Source organism: Mycobacteriales bacterium, assembly GCA_035690485.1.
In the GTDB taxonomy this organism is placed as follows: Bacteria; Actinomycetota; Actinomycetes; order JAFAQI01; family DASSKL01; genus DASSKL01.
In genome coordinates this window covers 1-21651 of record DASSKL010000048.1, presented here as the reverse complement: position 1 = coordinate 21651, position 21651 = coordinate 1, and the positions used below count along the sequence as shown (strand labels likewise).

General features: G+C 73.0%; 20 protein-coding genes. 7 read left to right on the top strand and 13 right to left on the bottom strand.

The genetic code is table 11. The features are described from left to right. A partial coding sequence (locus VFJ21_06215; GenBank protein ID HET7406716.1) for an inositol monophosphatase family protein occupies window positions 1-742 on the top strand: 742 nt, incomplete at its 5' end. Here VFJ21_06215 and VFJ21_06210 read toward each other — a convergent pair. Then, window positions 639-1421, bottom strand: coding sequence for a hypothetical protein (locus tag VFJ21_06210; GenBank protein HET7406715.1), 783 nt, complete (start codon window positions 1419-1421; stop codon window positions 639-641). The genes VFJ21_06215 and VFJ21_06210 overlap by 104 nt on opposite strands. Before the next feature lie 88 nt (window positions 1422-1509). Between VFJ21_06210 and VFJ21_06205 the strand changes: the two genes are divergently transcribed. Beyond that, window positions 1510-1923, top strand: a complete 414-nt coding sequence (locus tag VFJ21_06205; protein ID HET7406714.1) for a hypothetical protein — start codon at window positions 1510-1512, stop codon at window positions 1921-1923. A gap of 34 nt (window positions 1924-1957) precedes the next feature. Beyond that, window positions 1958-2590: a class I SAM-dependent methyltransferase gene (locus VFJ21_06200; protein ID HET7406713.1), complete on the top strand. Its 633-nt coding sequence runs from the start codon at window positions 1958-1960 to the stop codon at window positions 2588-2590. On the opposite strand, the gene VFJ21_06195 is transcribed toward VFJ21_06200, so the two are convergent. From VFJ21_06195 to VFJ21_06155, 9 genes are all read right to left on the bottom strand, one after another. After that, window positions 2552-3685 carry a prenyltransferase gene (locus VFJ21_06195; GenBank protein HET7406712.1) on the bottom strand — a complete coding sequence of 378 codons (1134 nt, stop codon included), beginning with the start codon at window positions 3683-3685 and terminating at the stop codon, window positions 2552-2554. The two genes, VFJ21_06200 and VFJ21_06195, sit on opposite strands and share 39 nt — an antisense overlap. Further along, on the bottom strand, window positions 3672-4403 hold the full coding sequence (locus tag VFJ21_06190; protein ID HET7406711.1) for a methyltransferase domain-containing protein: 732 nt from the start codon (window positions 4401-4403) through the stop codon (window positions 3672-3674). Before VFJ21_06190 ends, VFJ21_06195 begins: the two co-directional genes overlap by 14 nt. After that, entirely contained in the window at window positions 4397-5632 is a 1236-nt protein-coding gene (locus VFJ21_06185; protein ID HET7406710.1) for a glycosyltransferase family 4 protein, read from the bottom strand. The genes VFJ21_06190 and VFJ21_06185 overlap by 7 nt, the downstream gene beginning before the upstream one ends. 122 nt (window positions 5633-5754) lie before the next feature. Then, window positions 5755-6276, bottom strand: coding sequence for a hypothetical protein (locus tag VFJ21_06180; GenBank protein ID HET7406709.1), 522 nt, complete (start codon window positions 6274-6276; stop codon window positions 5755-5757). A 65-nt stretch (window positions 6277-6341) separates the two neighbouring features. Next, on the bottom strand, window positions 6342-6794 hold the full coding sequence (locus VFJ21_06175; protein ID HET7406708.1) for a hypothetical protein: 453 nt from the start codon (window positions 6792-6794) through the stop codon (window positions 6342-6344). Continuing rightward, the gene (locus tag VFJ21_06170) at window positions 6791-7822 is read right to left on the bottom strand and encodes a phosphotransferase family protein (GenBank protein HET7406707.1); all 1032 of its coding nucleotides are present in this window, start codon (window positions 7820-7822) and stop codon (window positions 6791-6793) included. The genes VFJ21_06175 and VFJ21_06170 overlap by 4 nt, the downstream gene beginning before the upstream one ends. Further along, entirely contained in the window at window positions 7819-8901 is a 1083-nt protein-coding gene (locus VFJ21_06165) for a hypothetical protein (protein HET7406706.1), read from the bottom strand. The genes VFJ21_06170 and VFJ21_06165 overlap by 4 nt, the downstream gene beginning before the upstream one ends. Window positions 8902-8921: 20 nt before the next feature. Further along, window positions 8922-9668 carry an enoyl-CoA hydratase-related protein gene (locus VFJ21_06160; protein ID HET7406705.1) on the bottom strand — a complete coding sequence of 249 codons (747 nt, stop codon included), beginning with the start codon at window positions 9666-9668 and terminating at the stop codon, window positions 8922-8924. Further along, the gene (locus tag VFJ21_06155; protein HET7406704.1) at window positions 9665-10843 is read right to left on the bottom strand and encodes a CaiB/BaiF CoA-transferase family protein; all 1179 of its coding nucleotides are present in this window, start codon (window positions 10841-10843) and stop codon (window positions 9665-9667) included. Before VFJ21_06155 ends, VFJ21_06160 begins: the two co-directional genes overlap by 4 nt. Window positions 10844-10868: 25 nt before the next feature. Here VFJ21_06155 and VFJ21_06150 point away from each other — a divergent pair, with 25 nt between their 5' ends. Both VFJ21_06150 and VFJ21_06145 read left to right on the top strand, forming a co-directional pair. Then, window positions 10869-12335, top strand: a complete 1467-nt coding sequence (locus VFJ21_06150; protein ID HET7406703.1) for an acetyl-CoA acetyltransferase — start codon at window positions 10869-10871, stop codon at window positions 12333-12335. Next, window positions 12332-13174, top strand: a complete 843-nt coding sequence (locus VFJ21_06145) for an alpha/beta hydrolase (protein ID HET7406702.1) — start codon at window positions 12332-12334, stop codon at window positions 13172-13174. The genes VFJ21_06150 and VFJ21_06145 overlap by 4 nt, the downstream gene beginning before the upstream one ends. Here the strand turns inward: VFJ21_06145 and VFJ21_06140 are convergent. Next, window positions 13137-13424: a hypothetical protein gene (locus VFJ21_06140; GenBank protein ID HET7406701.1), complete on the bottom strand. Its 288-nt coding sequence runs from the start codon at window positions 13422-13424 to the stop codon at window positions 13137-13139. The two genes, VFJ21_06145 and VFJ21_06140, sit on opposite strands and share 38 nt — an antisense overlap. Before the next feature lie 260 nt (window positions 13425-13684). On the opposite strand from VFJ21_06140, the gene VFJ21_06135 reads away from it, so the two are divergent. Next, window positions 13685-17257 carry an adenylate/guanylate cyclase domain-containing protein gene (locus VFJ21_06135; protein HET7406700.1) on the top strand — a complete coding sequence of 1191 codons (3573 nt, stop codon included), beginning with the start codon at window positions 13685-13687 and terminating at the stop codon, window positions 17255-17257. Window positions 17258-17302: 45 nt separating this feature from the next. On the opposite strand, the gene VFJ21_06130 is transcribed toward VFJ21_06135, so the two are convergent. Both VFJ21_06130 and VFJ21_06125 read right to left on the bottom strand, forming a co-directional pair. Next, the gene (locus VFJ21_06130) at window positions 17303-19003 is read right to left on the bottom strand and encodes an amidohydrolase family protein (GenBank protein HET7406699.1); all 1701 of its coding nucleotides are present in this window, start codon (window positions 19001-19003) and stop codon (window positions 17303-17305) included. A 31-nt stretch (window positions 19004-19034) separates the two neighbouring features. Then, window positions 19035-19916, bottom strand: a complete 882-nt coding sequence (locus tag VFJ21_06125) for a hypothetical protein (GenBank protein HET7406698.1) — start codon at window positions 19914-19916, stop codon at window positions 19035-19037. 68 nt (window positions 19917-19984) lie between these two features. On the opposite strand from VFJ21_06125, the gene VFJ21_06120 reads away from it, so the two are divergent. Beyond that, a complete protein-coding gene (locus tag VFJ21_06120) occupies window positions 19985-21529 on the top strand; it encodes an AMP-binding protein (GenBank protein ID HET7406697.1) in 1545 nt (514 codons plus the stop codon). Window positions 21530-21651 lie beyond the last annotated feature (122 nt).

Sequence of the window (21651 nt, the reverse complement as noted above, 5' to 3'; positions counted from 1 at the left end):
CACCGCGGACGCCATCACGCTGGCCCGGTTCGGGGCGCTCGACCTCCGGGTCGAGACCAAGCCGGACCTGACCCCGGTGAGCGACGCCGACCAGGCGGTGGAGCGCGAGCTGCGGCGGCTGGTCGCGGCGGAGCGGCCGGGCGACGCGGTGCTCGGCGAGGAGTACGGCGCGACCGGCGACGGGCCGCGGCGCTGGATCGTCGACCCGGTCGACGGCACCAAGAACTTCGTCCGCGGCGTGCCGGTCTGGGCGACGCTGGTCGCGCTGCAGGTCGACGGCGAGGTCGCCGCCGGGGTGGTGTCGGCGCCCATGCTCGGCCGGCGCTGGTGGGCGGCCCGCGGGAGCGGCACCTGGACGGGCCCGTCGAGGGCCGACGCACGCGCCTGCCGGGTGTCCGGAGTCGACGCTCTCGCCGATGCGCACCTGTCCTACTCGAGCCTGACCGGATGGGAGGAGCGCGGCCGGTTGCCCGCATTCCTCGACCTGACGCGGCGGGTGTGGCGCACCCGCGCCTTCGGCGACTTCTGGTCGCACGTGCTGGTGGCGGAGGGTGCGGTCGACGTGTCGACCGAGCCCGAGGTGTCGCTGTGGGACCTCGCCGCCCTGCAGGTGATCGTCGAGGAGGCCGGCGGGCGGTTCAGCGACCTGTCGGGGTCTCCGCGGCCGGACGGGGGGAGCGTGCTGTGCTCCAACGGTCGGCTGCACGAGGAGGTGCTGGCACTGCTGCGGGACGGCGGCTGACCGCCCGCTGGATCGCCGGTGCGAGCGCCAGGGCGGCCGCGTCGAAGAACCCGTAGCCGCCGGCGGCGCCGCTCGGCGGGTTGCCCATCGCCACGATCCCGAGGATCGGGTCGTGCGTGCCCCAGGTCCAGGTCCCGAGCCCGGTGCCGAGCAGCTCGAGGTAGGTGACCATCACGAAGGCGCCGACGTAGACCAGCGGCGCCCGCCCGCGCAGCAGGAACGCCGCGAGGCAGCAGAACCAGAACGCCCCGAGCACGTCGAGCCGCGAGCTGATCGCCAGGCCCCACCCGGCGTAGGCGGCGCCGACGACCAGCGTGCCCGTGACCAGCGGGCGGCGGATGGCGGCGAACAGCGGCGACCGGCCGAGCGCGAGCGCGCCGAGGTAGACCAGCCCGTGGCCCGGAGGCACGAACCACGGCACGTTGTGCAGCCGGTAGACGTAGGTGCCGAGCCAGCCGGCGAACGTGAACTCCACCGCGGTCGCGAAGACGACGACGACCAGCACCTGGATGCGCACCCGCACCGGCTCCCGGGCCAGCAGGGCGGCCAGCAGCAGCGCCGTACCGACGCCGAGCAGCCGCTGCTCGGTGAGGGTCGCGATCGTATCGAGCGAGAGCACCGCGGCGACCCAGGCGACGACGATGCCGGCGACCGCCAGGTCACGCCCGGATTGCCTCACCGCGCCAGCGTGACATGCTCGCGACGTTTGCGCCCACCGCGGTCCCGGTACGCCGGGCACAGCAGCAGACAGCACACGGAGGCAGCACATGTCGAAGAAGACGAAGGCCGCGACCGGACTCGGGCTGGCCGCTCTCACGATGAAGAAGGCCGACACGCTGGCAGCCGTCGAGATCGGCACGCTAGCGATGGGCACGTCGATGATCGCCTTCCCGCGGCTCCAGGCGCACCTCGACGGCGTCGACCCGAACGCCGGCGCCACCACCGACCTCATCCGGGGCCTGGGCTTCTGGCTGACCACCTACGGCGTGCTGCTGCAGCACGTGGACGACGAGGACGAGCGGGAGCGGCTGCTGATGGCAGGCGCCGCCGTCGGCTCGGCGTTCTGCCTCAACAGCCTGGTCGCCGCCGGTCGCAAGAAGATGACGTGGCGCGGCGCGCTGACCAACCTCGCGATGGTCGGCACGATGGTCGGCTTCGCCTGCGCCTACCTCAGCAACTAGCGTCCCCTACCCTGACGCGGTGACCGCGCCGCCGATGCCCGCCGACCTGCGGGCGGTCGCCGAAGGCGCCAAGGGCTTCATGCCGCCCGCCGAGGGCCTCGCGCTCTACGAGACGGCCTACGCCGCCGCGGCGCGCGGCCCGGTGCTCGAGGTCGGCACCTACTGCGGCAAGTCCGCGGTCTACCTGGGCGCCGGAGCGCAGGCGGTGGGCGGCCGGGTGGTGACCGTCGACCACCACCGCGGGTCGGAGGAGAACCAAGCCGGCTGGGAGTGGCACGACCCCTCGGTCGTCGACCCCGCGAGCGGGCGGATGGACACGCTGCCGCACTTCCGCCGCACGATCGAGCAGGCCGGGCTCGAGGAGACCGTCGTCGCGGTCGTCGGCCGCTCGGCCGGCGTCGCGGCGCTGTGGTCGACCCCGCTGGCGATGCTGTTCATCGACGGCGGCCACAGCGAGGAGGAGGCGCAGACCGACTACGGCGCCTGGTCGCCGCACGTGATGGTCGGTGGCGTGCTCGCGATCCACGACGTGTTCCCGGACCCGGCCGACGGCGGGCAGCCGCCGTACCACGTCTACCTGCGCGCGCTCGACAGCGGCGACTTCCGCGAGGTGCGGCAGGTGGGTTCGCTACGAGTGCTCGAGCGGATCGCCGCCGACGGAGGCTGACTCCCACGGCTCGTAGGCCCACTCCAGGTCCGAGGGGCAGCCACACGCGCCGCGGGCGAGGTCGACCCCGCTCGGCAGGTCGTCGGCCAGGAACAGCGTCGCGCCGGGCGTGGTGCGTGACAGGACGTCGGCGGCGAGCACGACGGCGGCCGCAGTGTAGGTGCTGCGGTCGGCCGGCCAGTTGACCCGGTTGACGTACTGGTAGCCGGTCCAGTAGGCGCCGTCGGCGGCACGCAGGTGCTGCATCATCGCGAACATCTCGTGGGCCCGGTCGCCGTCCCCCAGGGCGTCGAGGGCGATCACCAGCTCACAGGTCTCAGCGCCGGTCACCCACGGCTGGTCGTGCACGCAGCGGCAGCCGAGGCCCGGCACGATGAACTCGTCCCAGCGGCTCGCGAGCTGGGCGAAACCGGCGTCACCGCGGACCGCGCCGCCGAGCACCGGGTAGTACCAGTCCATCGAGAAGGTGCTCTTGTCGGCGAACGCCTCGGGGTGCTCGGCGACGACGTGGGCCACCCGCCCGGCGGCCATCTCCCACTCCGGCTGCGGCTCGTCGAGGAAGGCCGCGAGCGCGAGCCCCGCCCGCAGGCTCTGGTAGGTGCTCGAGCAGCCGGTCAGCAGCGCGAACTCGCCGAGGGTGCCGTCGGGTTCGCGCTTCCACGGGAACTCGCCGCGGTCGGTCTGCAGCCCCACGACGTAGTCGAGGGCGCGCCGCACGGTCGGCCACATCCGCACGACGAAGGACTCGTCGCGACGCAGCAGCCAGTGGTGCCAGACGCCGACCGCGACGTAGGCGCACTGGTTGGTGTCGGCGATCGGGTCCTCGACCCGCCCCTCGCGCCACAGCGTCGGCCACGAGCCGTCAGCGCGCTGGCTGCGGCGCAGCCACTCGTAGGCCCGGACCGCCGCGTCGTCGAGGCCGCCGACCGTCAACGCCATCGCGGCCTCGACGTGGTTCCAGGCGTCGGCAGTGTGGCCGGGGAACCACGGAATCGCGCCCCACGGCTCCTGCACCGCCGCGATGCTGGCGGCGGTGGCGGCGACGTCGGCGGCGGTGACGATGCCGTCGACGGCCGGCAGGTCAGGCCGCGACACGCATGGCCTCCGGCTTGCGCAGGTAGACGACCAGGCTCTTGCCGATGAGCGGGTTGAGCACCCGCTCGGCGACCCGGGTGACGAGCGGCCGATGGGTGATGTCCCACACCAGCAGCCGGTGGTAGAGGCGCGGCAGCACGTGGTCGTCGTTGCGTACGCCGACGGCGCACTTGAGCCACCAGTAGGGCGAGTGCAGCCCGTGCGCGTGGTGGCGGTCGAGCGGCTCCAGCCCCGCCGAGCCGAGCTTCGCCGCGAGCTCGTGGCCGCGGTAGATGCGCACGTGGCCGCCCTCGACGGTGTGGTAGTCGTCGGACAGCGCCCAGCACACCTGCTCGGGCAGCCAGCGAGGCACCGTGATCGCGGCCAGGCCGCCGGGCCGCAGCACCCGCACCAGCTCGGCCATCGCCCGGGTGTCGTCGGGGATGTGCTCGAGGATCTCGGCGGCGACGACGCGGTCGAACGACGCGTCGGGGAACGGCAGTGCGTAGGCGTCACCACGCATGGCGACGGTCTTCGTGCCGTCGGGGATCTCGCCCTCGTGCCGCATCGCGGCGAACAGCTCGGCGACACCCTGGATCTCCTTGGCGTCGCGGTCGAGCGCGACGACGTCGGCGCCACGGCGGGCGAGCGCGAACGCGTGCCGGCCGGCGCCGCAGCCCAGGTCGAGCACGCGCTGACCGGGCTCGACCGGGAAGCGGTCGAAGTCCACGGTCAGCACGCCGCGGCCCTCCGCGCGATGGCGTCGGCGTAGCACTGGGCGGTGGCTTCGGCGATGGCGCGCCACGAGTAGCGGTCGAGCACCCGCCGCCGGCCGGCCGCGCCGAGGCGGTCGCGCAGGGGCGGGTCGTCGAGCAGGCGGGCGATCGCGCCGGCCAGCTGCCCGGCGTCGCCCGGGTCGACGAGCAGCGCGCACTCGCCGTCGGGGCCGACGACCTCGGGCAGCGCGCCGGCCCGGGTCGCCACCAGCGGGGTGGCGCAGGCGAGCGCCTCGATCGCCGGGAACGAGAAGCCCTCGTAGAGCGACGGCACGCACGCCACCTGCGCGGAGGCCAGCAGCGCGGCCAGCTCCGCGTCGCTGATCCCCTTCACGAAGCGCACGGCGTCGTGCAGGTCGAGGTCGTCGAGCAGCTTCTCGGTCGGCCCGCCCGGCTTGGGGCGGCCGACGATGACGACGTGCACATCGCGCTCGGTGCGCAACTTGGCGACGGCCTCGAGCAGCGTGCGCACGCCCTTGAGCGGCACGTCGGCGCTGGCCATCGCGACGATGCGGCCCTCGACTCGAGGCGCCTCGTGGGGCCGGAACACCTCGCCGTCGACCCCGACGGGGATCACGCGCAGGTCCTGCGGGCGCAGGCCGAAGTCGCGGACGAGGTCGTGCCGGGAGTTGTCCGACACGGTGATGACGTGCTCCATCCTGCGGGCGACCCGCTTCTGCATCCGCAGGAAGCCGTACCAGCGGCGCACCGGGACCTGGCGGCGCAGCGGTGCGGCCGCCAGGTCAAGCCTGCGGTCGACCGTGATCGGGTGGTGGATGGTCGCCACCATCGGCAGGTCGTGGGCGATGCGGAGCATGCCGTAGCCGAGGCACTGGTTGTCGTGCACGACGTCGAAGTCGGCGAGCCGGTGGCGCAACGCCCGGGCGGCCCGCAGGCTGAACGTCAGCGGCTCGGGGAACGCCGCCGTGCACATCATCGCGAACTCGAGCACGTCGACGCCGCTGTGGAACTCCCGCGGGTGCGGGACCCGGAACGGGTCGGGCTGGCGGTAGAGGTCGAGGCTCGGGACCTCGGTCAGGCCGACGCCCGCGTCGAGCTGGGGGTAGGGCGGACCGGAGAAGACCTCGACCCGGTGCCCGAGCGCGGCGAGCTCACGGCTGAGCCGCCGGACGTAGACGCCCTGCCCGCCGCAGTGGGGCTCGCTGCGGTAGGAGAGCAGCGCGACGCGCAGGGGCTGCACGAGTCGACCTCCCGACCGGACCGCGACCGGGGGGCGGCCGCTCGAACCGGGATGTTATCCGCCGGGCGGAGCCGGCTTGCGACGCCTCCACCCGCAAGCGGGCAAACCGGGCGTCAGGGCGAAGCGGTCGCGCCGGCCGAAGCCGCCGCCGACGGGCAGGACGCCGGCGCGCCGCCCTGGAGCTGCAGCAGGGTGCAGAACGTCGCGGTGGACACCTGCCACTGTCCACCGGTCTTGACCATGTGACCGGTCTGGTGGCCCAGGGCGGGCTTGCCGTTGAGCAGGATGTCGAAGGCCACGGTCGCGGTGTCGCCGCTGACCGTGACGTCGTTGACCTTGACCGACGCCGACTTCGCGAGCGGGCTCTTGGCCTGCGCCTCCAGCGCCGAGCGGAACTGCTCGCCGTTCTGCAGCAGCTTGACCCGCTGGTCGAGCGACGTGGTCGGGTCGAAGAACTGCTGAAAGGCCGTCTTGGCCGCAGCGGTCTCCTGGGCGGTGTTCTGCGTCGACGCGCTCGCGCTCGGCGTAGTGCTGTTGCCGGCGGTGCTTCCCCCACTGCTTCCGCCGCATCCGGCGAGCGCCACGACGGACGCAGCCGAGAGCGCGACGATCTTGGCCCCGAGCGGTATCCGCATGACGACCTCCGGCGTGCTGGCTTTCAGTACAGAACGGGCACAGGCTAAGCCAGCCCGCCGAGAGGTCAGGGCAGGGGGAACGCCTTCCGCGCGACCGACGCGTGCAGCTCCGCCCAGCAGTCGGCGAGCAACTCGCGCGCGGCATCGTCGGCCGCGTGCTCCTCCAGCCAGGCCTGGAGCTGGACGAACCCCTCCTGCAACCGGCTCATGCGTGCCTCCAGCGCGCTGACGGCCAGCTCCTCGGGCCGGCCGCTGCCGGCGGTCTCGTCGAGGGCCGCCTGCAGCTGCGCCGACAGCTCGTGCGGTACGACGCCGACGCCGCGGGTCAGCAGGGGGCGCAGCGCCTCGATCTCGGCGACCCGCACCGCGGCGGCCCGCTCGGCCTCGACGCCGAGCAGCGCCGCGAAGATGCCGAGGATGCGCAACTCGCCGCGGGCGAAGTCATCGGCGGACTCCTCCGACATCGCGGTGAACCGCATGAACATGCCGAAGAGCACCTGGGAAGCCGGCGGCCTCATGTCGTCGCTCCTGCCGCTGCCGGAGCCGGCGCGCCCCCCGCCGCCACCAGCTCGGCGAGCATCCACGCCTCCTGCTGGTTGACGTAGACCCACGGGATGACCGGCATGGCCAGGTCGCCGGTCTCGCCGAGCGCGAACCGGTGGCCGGCGGTGATCCAGATCGCGTTGGCCTTGACGTGCGACAGCAGCGTCCACCAGCGCAGCGCCGCCTCGTCGGCGGTCAGCCCGCTGGCCCGTTCCCAGTGGGCGACGAACTCCTCGCGCGGGAAGAAGGCCCCGATCAGGCCCGGACGCTCGCGGTCGTACCGCCAGTTGTCGAGCATCCACCACGACAGGTCCTCGAGCGGGTCGCCGAGGTGCGCCATCTCCCAGTCGAGGACGGCGGTGACCTGCGGGCCGTCGAAGAGGAAGTTCTCGGTGCGGTAGTCGCCGTGGACCAGGGCGATGCGTCGAGGCGGCGGAGGCGGGTTGCGCCGCAACCAGCGCAGCACCGCACGGGTGACCGGCATCGGACCGAGCTGGTGGGTGTCGACGACCTGCTCCCACTTGTCGAGCTCGGCGCGCCATGGCTCGGCGGGTTCGGTCAGCAGGTCGCCGACACCGAGCTTGTGCCAGTCGCAGGTGGCGATCCGCCCGAGGATGTCGATGGCCTGCCGCCCGATGTCGTCGCGGTGCGGGGACGGCAGGAGCTGCTCCTGGCTGGCGGTGCCGGGGACCCGGTGCATCAGGAAGAACGGCCGGCCGAGCGGGCCGGGGTCGTCCTCGTCGAGCACCGCGACCGGCACCGGCACCCCTGCCACGTCGGCCATCGCCCGGTAGAGGCCGAACTCGACGGTGCGGTTGCTCTCGAGCAACGAGACTTCGGGGTCGAGCCGGGCCACCAGCGCCGGCCCCTCGTCGACCTCGACGATGTAGGTGTGCCGGGAGAAGCCGCCGAAGACGCGGCGCAGGCCGGTGACCTGCAGCTCGGGTCGCTCGAGCGCCCCGCGCAGGTAGGTCTCGACCCGGTCGGCGAGGTCGGTGCTCACGGCGCGCCGTCGAACAGGTCGCGCAACCCCGACCGCTCGTGCGGGCCGATGACCAGCTGCTCGAGGATGCCGACGCCGCGCTCGTCGCCGACCTCGACGTCGCACACCTGCTGCACGTGGATGTGCTGCGGCGCGAGCGGGTCGAGGTCGTCGACGCGCCACCGCTCGAGGTGGGAGACGGCGCCACCGTGCCAGCGGCCGTGCCCCCACTCCGGGTGCAGGTAGCCGAGACCGAGCATCTGGAACCGCAGCTTGGGCGTCATCCGTACCTCGAGCAGCTCGCCGCCGGCCGGCTCGAGCCGCAGCGTCACCTGCCGCCCGCGGCGGGTGCCCGGCTGCCAGTCGACGTCGTGGTCGACCGCGCGCATGTAGGTCGGCTCGCCCTGGTCGGGCCACACGACACCGAACTCGTGCCAGCGCCGGCCGTCGGCGTACTCGAAGGAGTCGAAGAGGATGCATCGGTCGGCGAGCTGCAGCGGCGTCCAGATCCAGTAGACCTGCGGCAGCGGGCCGGGCGGGTTGACCTCCGGCTCCCCGAGCCCGGCCCGGATGCCCCACGACCGGTCGCGGCAACCGGAGACGCGGTCGGGCCGCACCTCGATCGTCTGGCCGTCGACGGTGATCGAGCCGCTCCAGCGGCCGAACTGCGTGAGCCGGGTGGAGTCCATGGAGACTCGGGGGCCGTTGAAGGCGAGCGTGCGCGGCTCCTCGATCGGCGCGCTGCGCGCGTCGAACGTGAGGTCGGCCCGCAGGTCCCCCTCGTCGACCCGCACGCGCAACCGTTGCAGCGGCTCGACGACCTCGACCGCGATGCTGCCGACCCGAGTGTCGCGCCGCTCCGGCGAGGCCTGCTTCGAGGTGTGTAGCGACGTCTGTACGCCGTCGCGCAGGACGCTGAAGGAGGCGTCGGCCACCTGGCGGTTGGGATACAGCCCCATGGCCACCGCGAAGAACAGCTCGCCGTCGGCGTCGTAGCCGTTGAAGAAGTAGCGGTCGTAGAAGTTGCGGTCGCCGGTGCCGGGGTTCGCGACCGGCAGCGGCGTCTGGTGGACCGGGTAGTCGTCGAAGGAGGTCAGCACGCCGCCGGACTATGCCACGGTCACGGGCGCTTCCGGACCCGGGCCACGTGCTCGTCGACGTGGCGGGCCGTCACCGGGTCGGCGAAGACCGCGGCGAACTCGTCGATGCTGCGCGCGATCGACTCGGTCAGCGAGAAGTCCTGCCAGGTGCGGAACAGCCGCTTCTGGCTGGCCAGGGCGGCCGGCGAGTGACGGGTGACCTTGGCCAGCAGCTCCTCGGTGGCGGCACCCAGCCGGTCCGGCTCGACGACGGTGTTGGCCAGGCCGGGCAGCTCGGCCACCGGCCACAGGTCGCCGGTGAGCAGCATCTCCTGGGCCTTGGCGAGCCCGACGTACTGCTGCAGCAGGGCCGCCTCCACGACCGACGGGATGCCGACGCGGATCTCCGGCATCCCGAAGACCGCACGCGTCGTGGTCACCCGCAGGTCGCAGCCCATCGCCAGCTCCAGGGCCGCGCCGAGGCAGTAGCCGTCGACCGCGCACGCGGTGACCAGGGGGCTGGTGCGCGCGGCGCCGACGAAGCCGCCGACCTCGCTGATGAGCGCCCGGGCCTGGTCGGGCGACAGCCCCTGGAAGGACTCGACGTGCATGCCCGCGCACATCGCCCGCTCCCCGGCACCGGTGTAGACGATCGCGCGGCCGGGCGCCTCCACGGTCGCCCGGGTGGCGTCGCGCAGGTCCGCCCGGGTCAGCGCGTTGAGGGCCTCCGGCCGGTCGAAGACGATCCAGCGGACGTCGTCGCGGTCCTCGACCCGCACCCCGCTCATACCGCCTGCTCCTCGTGCAGTGCGCGGATCCGCTCGTCGTCGTAGCCGAGCTCACGCAGCACCGCGTCGGTGTGCTCCCCGAGCGCCGGCACCGGATCCATCCGCATCTCGACCCCGGACATCACCGGCACCGGCAGCAGGCCCTGGATGGGCCCGGCCGGGGTGTCGACCTCGCGCCAGCGGTGGCGTGCCGCCAGCTGCGGGTGGTCGAGGAACTCCTCGACCGTGTTGAGCCGGGCGCTCGCGATCTGGGCGGCGTCAAGCCGGCGTACGGCCTCCTGCGCGGTCAGCGTCTTCAGCGCCTTTGCCACGACCGCGTCGGTGCGGGCCCGGTTGGCGACCCGGGCGCGGTTGGTCGCGAAGTCGGGGTCGGTCGCGAGCTCCGGGCGCTGCAGCACGCCCTCGGCGAGGCGCACCCACTCCCGGTCGTTCTGGATCCCGAGCACGACCGAGTGGCCGTCGGCGGTCTCGTAGGCGTCGTACGGCGCGATCGTCGGGTGGCTCAGGCCGGAGCGCGGCGGGGCGACGCCGCTGTAGCGGGTGGCGTAGAGCTGGTAGCCCATCCACTCGGCGAGTGAGTCGAACATGCTGACCTCGATGGCCGTGCCCTCGCCGGTGCGCTCGCGGGCGAACAGCGCGGCGAGGATCGAGGAGTAGGCGTACATGCCGGCGGCGATGTCGGCTGCGGGTACGCCGGTCTTGGCGGGCTGCTCGGGCGGCCCGGTCACCGCGACCAGCGCCGTCTCGCACTGCACGAGCAGGTCGTAGGCGCGCTTGTCGCGGTAGGGCCCGGCCGAGCCGTAGCCCGACATGTCGCAGGTGATCAGCAGCGGGTGGCGCTGCCGCAGGCCGGCGCTGTCGAAACCGAGCCGGGCGAGCGCACCGGGCGCGAGGTTCTGCAGGAAGACGTCCGCCCGCGCGACCAGGTCGGCGAGCACCCGCCGGCCGCCGTCGGTCTTGATGTCGAGGGTCACCGACTCCTTCGACCGGTTGAGCCAGACGAAGTGGCTGGCAAGCCCCTTGACCTTGTCGTCGTAGGCCCGGGCGAAGTCGCCGCCGTCCGGCCGCTCGACCTTGAGCACCCGGGCGCCGAGGTCGGCGAGGTGGCGGGTGGCGATCGGTGCGGCGACCGCCTGCTCGAGGGCGACGACGGTGATGCCTTCCAAGGGGCGCATAGGCCGGACGTTACTGTCCGCCTCTATGTACGCCGACGAAGAGCGGATCCCGGTCGTCATCGCCGCCGGCCAGGTGACCGAGCGCGAAGGGGAGCCCGCCGCGATCGAGCTCGCCGAGCGGGCCGGCCGGATCGCCCTCGAGCAGGCACCGGGCCTCGACCGGCAGGTCGACCGGGTCACGGTCGTCTCGATCATGTCCCCGGTGCCGCCGAGCCCGGCCGGTTACCTCGCCGCGCAGCTGGGCCTGACCCCGGCCGTGCACGAGACCAGCAGCGTCGGCGGCAACACCCCGCAGTGGATGGTCAACCGGGCGGCGGCCGACATCGCCGCGGGCGCGCTGCGGGCGACGCTGATCGTCGGCGCGGAGACGCAGTTCGCCGTACGCCGCCGGCCCGAGCCGCCACCGCACCCGACCGACCGCGAGCCCGACACGATCGTCGGCGAGGACAAGCCCGGCGTCAGCGAGCAGGAGCTCGCGATCCGGCTGGCGCTGCCCGCGCACGTCTACCCGATGCTCGAGTCGGCGCGCGCTCACCGCGCCGGCCGCGACCTGCAGGCGCACCGCGACCACCTCGGCACGGTGATGGCGCCGTTCACGGAGGTGGCGGCGAAGCACCCGCACGCGTGGTTCCCCGAAGCCCGCTCCGCCGCCGAGATCGCAACACCGACTTCCGGCAATCGGATCATCGCCGAGCCCTACACGAAGCTCATGAACGCGTTCCCCTCGGTCAACCAGGCCGCCGCGCTGCTGGTCACGTCGCTGGCCGCGGCGCGGGCGGCCGGGGTCGCCGACCGTGCGGTGTTCGTCTGGGCGGGCGCGCAGGCCACCGACGTCTGGTACCCGGTGCAGCGGCCCGACCTCGGCTCGTCGCCGGGCATCGACGCCGCGGTCCGCGCGACACTCGCCGCCGCCGGGGTCGGCGTCGACGACCTGAGCGCCTTCGACCTCTACTCGTGCTTCCCGGCGCCGGTGCAGATGGCCCTGGAGACGTTGGGGATCTCGCCCGACGACCAGCGGCGCGCGACGGTGACCGGCGGGCTGCCCTACTTCGGCGGGCCGGGCAACAACTACGTCTCGCACTCGATCGCGACGATGGTCGACACCTTGCGGGGGTCCGGCGGGCTCGGGCTGGTGACCGGCCTCGGCTGGTACGTCACCAAGCACGCCGCCGGCATCTACGGCACGACCCCGCCACCGGAGGGGTTCCGGCCGGGCGACACGGTGGCCGCGCAGCAGGCGATCGACGACTCCGCGCTGCCCTTGCTGTCGTCGTACGACGGCGAGGCCACCGTGGCCGGCGCCACCGTCGTCTACGACAAGAACGACGGGGGCGTGCGCACCGCACCCGTCTACGCCACGACGCCCGACGGGCAACGGGTGGCCGCGGCCGCCGCCGAGGGCCAGCTCGCTTCGCTCGCCGGGCGCAACCTGGTCGGCGCCCGGATCCGGATCTCCGGCACCCCGCCGACGTACGAGGTCGTGTCCGCGTGACCGCGCTCGCCGAGGGTCGGGTCACCGCGAACGGCGTCGACTTCGCCTATCTCGAGGCGGGCAGCGGGCCGCTCGCGCTGTGCCTGCACGGGTTCCCGGACTCGGCCTACAGCTTCCGGCACCTGTTGCCCGCGCTGGCCGACGCCGGCTTCCACGCGGTGGCGCCCTGGACCCGCGGTTACGCGCCCACGGGGCTGCCGGGCGACGGCTCCTACAACAGCACGGTCCGGGGGCAGGACGCGATCGCCCTGCGTGACGCCCTCGGCGGTGGCGACGACGCGGTCGTGGTGGGCCACGACTGGGGCGCGCTCGCGGCCTACACGTCCGTGGCGCTGCAACCGGCGGTCTGGCGGCGGGTCGTGACGATGGCGGTGCCGCCCATGGGTGCGGTGATGCGGGCGTTCCTGAGCTACCCCCAGATCAAGCGGTCGTTCTACATGTACTTCTTCCAGACGCCGTTCGCCGACATGGTCGTGCCGGCCGACGACTTCGCGTTCATCGAGGGGCTCTGGCGGGACTGGTCACCCGGCTACGACGCCACCGAGGACCTGACGCACGTGAAGGACGCGTTGCGCGATCCCGCCAACCTCTCGGCCGCGCTGGGCTACTACCGGGCGATGTTCGAGGGCGGCCCGGACGCCTCCGACGACGGCCCTCCGACGCTCTACCTGCACGGCCGGGACGACGGCTGCATGGGTGCCGACCTCGTCGAGGGGTCCGAGGAGTTCCTGCCGGCCGGGTCGCGAGCCGAGATCATCGATGGCGCCGGCCACTTCCTGCACCTGGAGAAACCCGCCGAGGTCAACCGTCTGATCGTCGACTGGCTGACCGCCCGCTGACGGTGGAATGGGCGCCGTCCCCGCCGGCGGCGCAGCGCCGATCCTCAGCGACCTGCCGGCCGAGGACGTCGCGGAGCACCGGGCGCCAGAAGACCGCGATCAGGCCGAGCGCGACCAGCCCCACCGCCTCGTCGAACGGTCCCGGCACGGGCAGCAGCGACAGCACGAGGATCCAGCGGACCGGCTTGGGGATCCGCGGGTCGCGCGCCAGTGCGTTCAGCGCCGAGAGCAGCCGCCGGATCCGTCGCACCGCCCGAGCATCTCCCGACTTCGGTCGCGACGCAGCCCGACGTCGCGACCTCACCGCGTTCGCGGCCCGCGGGCCCGGGCCTGCTCGACAGCCGCCTTGTTGACCCGGTCCATCGTCATGGCATCGGCCTACCCGGCCTGCTGCGCGGACACGCGGCGGCGGCGAGGCCGCGAAGAGCCTGACACGCGCGGACGGGCGGTGGAGACTGCGCACAGCCGCCGCCCGTCGAGATCGGCGGAGCCGTCATTGCTGGGGGAACCGTGACCCAACCCACCGGTGGCCCGGTGTGCGCGTCGTGCGCAACGGCGAACCCGGCCGGCGCGCGCTTCTGCACCGAGTGCGGCGCCCCCCTGTCCGTGACGTGCACCTCGTGCGGCACCCCCGCCAGCGGAGGCCGCTTCTGCGCCGAGTGCGGCAGCCCGCTCCCCGGCCGGACTCCGGCCGCAACGGCCGTCGCCGCCAACGGCGCACCGCCCGTCGAGGGCGCGACCGGCGCCACCGGCACGGCCGACCCCGCGGCCCCGGTGAGCGAGCGGCGGGTCGCCTCGCTGCTGTTCGCCGACCTCGTCGGCTTCACGCCGCTGTCGGAGTCGCGTGATCCGGAGGCGGTGCGTGAGCTGCTGTCGGCCTACTTCGACCGGGCCCGCGCGGTGGTCGAGCGCTACGGCGGGACGGTGGAGAAGTTCATCGGCGACGCCGTGTGTGCGGTGTTCGGGGTGCCGGTGGCCCGCGAGGACGACGCCGAACGCGCGGTGCGCGCCGGGCTCGACCTCGTCAGCACGGTGACCGCGCTCGGCGAGGAGCTTCGCATCGAGGGCCTCGCGATGCGCGTCGGCATCACGACCGGCCCCGTCGCCGTGACGCTCGGCGCGGTCGGCGAAGGCATGGTGGCCGGCGACGCCGTCAACACGGCGGCGCGGGTGCAGGCCGCCGCCGGCCCGGGCGAGGTGTGGGTCGACGACACGACCCGGTCGCTCACCAGCGCGAGCATGGCCTACGAGAGCACCGGCAGCCACGAGCTCAAAGGCAAGTCGACAGCGATCGAGCTCTTCCGCGCGGTGCGCACGACTGCCGCGGTGGGTGGCTCGCAACGGGTCGACGGACTCGAGGCGCCGTTCGTGGGCCGCGACCGCGAGCTGCGGCTGGTCAAAGAGCTCTTCCACGCGACGGGCGAGGAACGGCGAGCCCGCCTGGTGCTGGTCGCCGGTGAGCCCGGTATCGGCAAGTCCCGGTTGTCCTGGGAGTTCGAGAAGTACCTCGACGCGATCACGTCGTCGTCGACGTTCTGGCTGCGGGGGCGCTGCGTCTCCTACGGCCAAGGAGTCGCCGGACGCGTTGTCGCCGAGATGGTCCGCTCGCTGCTGCGGGTCAGCGACGAGGACCCGGAGGTCGTCGCCCCGGCCCTCGATGCCCGCCTCGAGAAGCACGTCGCCGACCCGGCCGAGCGCGACGTGCTGCGCCCGCGGCTGCTGTCACTGCTCGGGTGCAGCGACGACGTCTTCCCGCAGGGCGACCTGTTCGCCTGCTGGCGAGGGTTCCTCGAGGCGCTGTGCAGTTCCGGCTCGTCCGTCACGCTCGTCATCGAGGACCTGCAGTGGGCCGACGACGGCCTGCTCGACTTCATCGACCACCTGCTCGACGCGGCGAACGCCCCGATCATGGTCCTGGCACTGGCCCGGCCGGAGGTCAGCGCACGCCGACCCGGGCTCGGCACGGGGCGCCGTTCGACCACCGTCTTCCTCGACCCGCTGCCGGACGCGGCGATGCAGCGCCTGCTCGACGGGCTCGTCCGCGACCTCCCGGAGAAGCTGCGCGACGAGCTCGTACGCCGCGCCGAAGGCGTCCCGCTCTACGCGGTCGAGACCGTGCGGTCGCTGATCGACCGCGACGTCGTCGTGCCGGTCGGCGGTCGCTACGTCATCAGCCCCGACACTCTCGACACGCTCGACCTCGCCGCACTCGCCCCGCCGCCCACGCTGCATGCGCTGCTCGCCGCGCGGCTCGATGCGCTGAACGGCGACGAGCGCCGGGTGGTGCAGGACGCCAGCGTCCTCGGGCTGTCGTTCACCCGCTCCGGCCTCGAGCACCTCACGCCCTCGGGGACGGATCTCGACGCAGCGCTCGACGGCCTGCGCCGCAAGGAGATCCTCACCGTCGACGACGACCCGAGGTCCCCCGAACGCGGCCAGCTTCGGTTCGTCCAGGCGCTGCTGCGCGGCGTCGCCTACGAAACGCTGTCGCGCCGCGACCGCAAGGCCCGCCATCTGCTGGTCGCCGACTACCTGGAGGCACTGCCGGAGGCCCACGCGCTCGCCGGCGTCGTCGCCCAGCACTGCCTCGACGCGGCCGCCGCAGTGCCCGATGAGGACGTCGACGATCTGGAGCAGCGCGCGGTCGCCCTCCTCCTGCGAGCGGCCGAGCACGCGGTGACCGTGGGCGCTCCGCTCGACGCCGTGCAGCACTACCGGCGGCTGCTGGATCTCGATCCGCCCGACGCAGTGGTGCTGCGCGCCTGCCAGGCGGCGGCGGACCTGACCATGCGGGTGGCCCGTCACCTCGACGAGGTCGGCGAGCTGATCGAGCGCGGTCTCGCAGCGGCGGAGCGCGCGGGGATGCTCGACGACCCCCTCGCGCTGCGGCTCCTGATCTCCCGCAGCGACCTGCAGTGGCAGCTCGGCGACCGCACCGGTGGCGCGTCCCGCGACGCCCTGGCCGTCGTCGAGACCTGCCGCGGCCGGGCCGACCGCGTCGACACGTTGGCGCTGGCGGTTCGCACCGTGGTGCTGGGGCAGCAGATCACGCGCAACGCGGCGCTGGCCCAGGAGGTGGTCCTCGCGGCCCTCGCCGACGTCGAGCGCTTCGGCAGCGACGAGGACTTCCGCCTCACCCTCGATGCGATCGCGGTGTGGTGCGGCGTCGCCGGCTACCGGCGGCTGGGCGCGCTCGTGCAGCGCGCGTCGGCGACTCTCGTCGACCCCCGTGACCTGAGCGCACCGTCGGGCTTCGCCAACGCGGCGAGCATGAGCATGTACGACGACGCGCCGTACGCCGTGGAGATGGCCGGCCGGAGCGGCGAGAGTGCGCGAAGCCTGGGGGTGGCCACGGTGGGGGCCGACGCCTTCGGCGTCATCGGGTTGCTCCTGCTCGGCGACTGGGCCGCGGCTCGCGAGCTGCTCGCCGCACGGGAGCGCACCGACGCCCTGGACTGGGAGGCCTACGTCGTCGCCGGGCAGGCGCTGATGGCGTGGTGGGCCGACGACTCCGCACTCATGCCTGCGCTCGTCGAAGGGCTGGGCGCGGAGGTGGACCCGGTCGTGCGGTCGTGGATCCTGACCACCGAGTCGGTCACCACCGGCATGCACGGTGACCTGCCGGCAGCGGCACGGATCGCCGTCGACGCGCTGATGGGCATGGCCGAGGTCGACCTCGGCCAGGAGGACATGCCGCTGCCGCTGATGCTCGCGGTCGACATGCTGATCGAGCTGGACGACCGCACCGGTTTGCAGGACCTCGTCGACGTCCTGGAAACGCTGCCCGCCGGCCGGCGCTACCGCATGTACACCGCGCAGCTGCTGCGCGCACGTGCGCACCTGGCCGAGGACCCGCTCCCGGAGCTGCGCCGCAGCATCGCCGTGCTCGACGACATGGGCGCCCGCTTCTGGGTCGAGGTGGCCCGCGTCGAGCTGGCCGAAGCGTTGATCCAGGCCGGCCAGCGCCCGGCCGCGTCGGCGGCGCTCGACCAGGCCGCGTCGCAGCTGAGCGAGATCGGGGCGGGCCGCGTGCTGCGCCGGGTGGAGCGGCTGCGGACGCTGATCGGCGCGTCGGCGAGCTGAGGCTCGAGGCTCAGCCTCGAGCCGGGTTCGGGCTCGACCCGGGGCTCAGCCGCGGACGAGCCTGCCCGGCAACGCGCCGGTGTGCCGGCCGTCCTCGTAGACGACCTCGCCGCTGACCACGGTGGCGAGGTAGCCGTCGGCGCGCTGCACCAGCCGCTTCCCGCCCGCGGGCAGGTCGAACAGCATCTCCGGGTGGTGCAGGGTCAGGCGCTCGAAGTCGATGACGTTGACGTCCGCCTTGCAGCCGGGCGCCAGCACGCCGCGGTCGGCGAGCCCGACGGCGCCGGCGGTGTCGGAGGTCATCGACTTCACGATCCACGACAGGTCCAGCCGCTCGCCGCGGGACCGGTCGCGGCCCCAGTGCGTGAGCATCGTGGTCGGGAAGCTGGCGTCGCAGATCGTGCCGACGTGCGCGCCGCCGTCGGCGAGGCCGACGAGCGTGCGGTCGTGCAGCAGCATCTGCCGCGCCACGTCGAGGTTGAAGTCGGTGTAGTTGAACAGCGGGAAGTAGAGCAGCGAGCGGCCGTCGTCCTCGAGCAGCAGGTCGTAGGCCAGCTCGTCGGCCGCCACGCCGAGCCGCTGCGCGCGCCCCTCGACCGATGTCTCGGGGAGCGGCTCGTAGTCGGGCGGGTCGCCGAGCACGAACATCTTGTCCCAGCGAGTCAGCCAGCCCCAGCCCTTGGCGTGATCGCAGCGTGCCTCGTCCAGGATCCGGGCGCGCAGCGAGGGTTCGCGCATCGCGGCGACCCGGTCGGCCAGCGCCTTGCCCGCGATCGACCGGTAGGCCTCGGTGAGCAGGAACGGGTTCAGCGACGCCTGCAGGCCGAACAGCGCACCGATCGGCCGCGGCGCCACCTGCGCCCGCACCGCCAGGCCGTCGGCAGCGGCCTGCTCGACGCGGTCGAGCAGCTCGCGCCACCAGTCGGGGCGCATGTCGACCTGGGTGAGCGACACCGACAGCGGGCGCCCCGACTCCTCGCTCATCGCGCGCACCCGGGCGAACTCCACGTCGAGGTCGGCGAAGTCGGAGATCAGCTGCAGCACGCCCTTGCCGCTCGCGCCGATCGCCCGGGCGATGCCGACGAGCTCGGCACCCTCGGCGGTGAGCGTGGGGGTGAAGTCGCCGCTCTTCGTGCGGTGGTTGAGCGTGCGTGAGGTCGTGAAGCCCAGCGCGCCGGCCTCGACCGCCTCGCGCGCCAACCGGCCCATCTCCGCGATCTCTTCAGGGGTTGCTGCGTCACGCTGCGCGCCGCGCTCTCCCATCACGTAGAGCCGCAGCGCGCCGTGCGGCAGCTGGGCGGCGACGTCGATGTCGTGGGGCACCCGCTCGACCGCGTCGAGATAGTCCGGGAACGACTCCCAGTCCCAGGTCAGGCCCTCGTGCAGCGCGGCTCCCGGGATGTCCTCGACGCCCTCCATCAGGTCGACGAGCCGGGCGTGGTCGGTCGGCCGCACCGGCGCGAACCCGACGCCGCAGTTGCCCATGACGACGGTCGTCACGCCGTGCCACGACGACGGCGTCAGCTGGTTGTCCCAGGTCGCCTGGCCGTCGTAGTGCGAATGGATGTCGACGAAACCGGGCGTGACGAGCGCGCCGTCGGCGTCGATCTCGCGCCGGCCCTTGCCGTCGACGGAGCCGACCGCGGCGACCACCCCGTCGCGGACACCGACGTCGGCGGTCCGCAGCGGTTCGCCGGTACCGTCGGCGACGGTGCCGCCGCGGATGACGAGGTCGAAGCCGGCCATCGCAACCTCCTGGTTCGAGGAGGCCAGCCAATCACGCCGGGTGGGTGCTCACCAGGGTTCGCGTCACGTCCGAGTCGAAAGTCTGGCCGTAGCCGGTGCCGTGCATCACTGCGTGCTCCTTGACGATGAGCACGTAGGTCCGTGACAGCCAGTCGTCCTGCGTGCTGGTCGCGTTGATGCCGTTGCCGCTGATGGTGACGACGGAGTGCACGAGCGAGGTCGTGAGCGACTGGCCGCCGGTGGTCGCCACCGTCTGGTCGCCGACGAACGTCGACGAGGTGTGCACGGTGTACTTGCCGTCGTCGGACTTCAGCTGCCACGACCACTGCTGGCCCGGCTTCGCGTTGACCGGCGTGTAGAGCACCGGCGGGTTGGCGTGGAACTCCTCGTTGAACCCCTGCGTGGAGATCGTGATGTCGACCAGGTAGTAGCCACCGGTCTGGACGGCGACCGTCTGCGCCTGCGCGACGTCGGCGCCCTTCAACGCCTGGTGCTGCTGGCGTCCGGACGGCGGGTCGACGGTCAACGTGGCGTTCTCGTTGATGTCCTTGTTGCCGAACGGCGACTTGTCGGTGCCGCGCACGGCATAGGTGTAGCTGCCCTGCTTGGTCAGCGGTGGCAACGCCTGCGTGGTGGAGCCCCCCTGCCGAAGGGACGGCGACGTCGCAGTCTGCGACTGCTTCGGACCGGAGCCGGAGCCGGACCGCGCACTGCTGCTCGGAGCCGCCGAGGCCGCGGACGCAGTCGCCGCCGGCGCGCCGGCGCCGGCCGGCGTGCCTCCCGTGGCGCTCGCCGAGGGTGACAGCGACGACTGCGCGGCCGTCCGCGCGTGCGGCGACGCGCTCCCGCCGCACCCGGCGGTGAGCAGGCCGGCCGCGGCCACGCCGACACACAATATGGGCAGACGTCGCATGGCGGAAGGATAGGGAGAAATGCGGGTGCCTCGCGCCGGGGGTCGGGGCTGCCCTAACCTCAGGCGCCATGACCTCCGCGATCGTGGATTTTGTTGCCGCCCACGCCCAGGCCCAGCCCGACGCGCTCGCCGTCGTCGAGGACGACCGCACCCTGACCTGGCGCGAGTACGACGCGATGTCCAACCGCTGGGCGCGCGTCCTGCTCGACGCGGGCGTCGCCGCCGGGACGAAGATCGTCTGGTGCGCGCAGAACAGCCTCGAGGTGGTCGTCATCATCGCGGCCGCCCGCAAGGCCGGCGCGACCGCCGTGCCGCTCAACTACCGGCTGTCCTCGTCCGAGGCGGCGTACGTCATCGACAACTCCGACGCGACCGTCGTGCTGTTCGACATCGACCAGGCCGACCAGCTCGGCCCGGCCCGGGCGGAGTGCCCCAAGGTCGAGCACTGGCTGGCCTTCCGCTGCGCCGCCCCCGCCGTGCCCGAGTGGGCCGAGCACGTCGAGACGCTGGCAGCAGGCCAGCCGGAGACCGCGGCCGATGCGGCGCCGGGCACCGGCGCGACGATGATCTACACGTCCGGCACGACCGGCAAGCCCAAGGGTGCGCTGCGCACCGGCGGTGTCAGCACCGAGAACGCGATGGCGCTGTTCCAGCGGGTCGGTTACCAGCCCGGCGACGTCTACCTGACGACCGGACCGCTCTACCACTCGGGACCGTTGGGCTTCATGGCGTTCCCGCAGCTGGCCGGCGGCTGCGTGATCGTGCAGCGCAAGTTCGACCCGAAGCACTGGCTGGAGCTCGTGCAGCAGCACAAGGTCACGACGACGTTCTCCGCGCCGACGCCGGTGCGGCGCATCCTCGACCTCGGGCTCGAGGTGATCAAGGGCTACGACACGTCGTCGCTCGCGCGGGTCATCGCCAACGCGGCCCCCTGGCCGTTCGAGCTCAAGCGCCGCTACGTCGAGGCGTTCGGCGACACGAGCCTCTGGGAGGTCTACGGCTCCACCGAGCTCGGCGTCGACACGGTGATGCCGCCCGAGGACCAGATGCGCAAGCCCGGCAGCTGCGGCAAGCCGGCACCCGGCGTGGAGCTCGCCCTCTTCGACGACGACGGCAACCGCATCACCGAGCCGCAGACGCCCGGTGAGCTCTACGTCCGCAGCGCAGCGGCCTTCGACACCTACTACAAGGCCGAGGAGAAGTACGAGTCGGCGAAGCGCGGCGACTGGCTGACCGTCGGCGACGTCGCGTACTTCGACGACGAGGGCTACTACTACATCTGCGACCGCAAGAACGACATGATCATCTCCGGCGGCATGAACATTTATCCGGCCGAGATCGAGGCCGCGCTGCTGGAACACGAGAGCATCGCGGACGTTGCGGTATTCGGGGTGCCGTCGGACGAGTGGGGCGAGGCCGTGCATGCCGTCGTCGTCGAGCGCGAACCGATCGACGACGAGGCGATCGCCGCATTCGCGCGCGAACGACTCGCGTCGTACAAAGTCCCGAGGAGTGTCAGCCGCATCGCGGAGATCCCGCGCACAGCATCCGGCAAGACTCTCAAGCGCGAGCTACGAGCGCCCTACTGGGAGAAGACCGAAACAGCCTCCTGACGCGGCAGCGGTCACGACATCAGGGCGGCGAGTCGTCGCCCCAGTTGGCTCGAGAACCGCATCGCGTACGTCGCGGTCAGGTGGCTCTGGTCGCGGTACATGATGAGGCCGTCGTCGGTGAC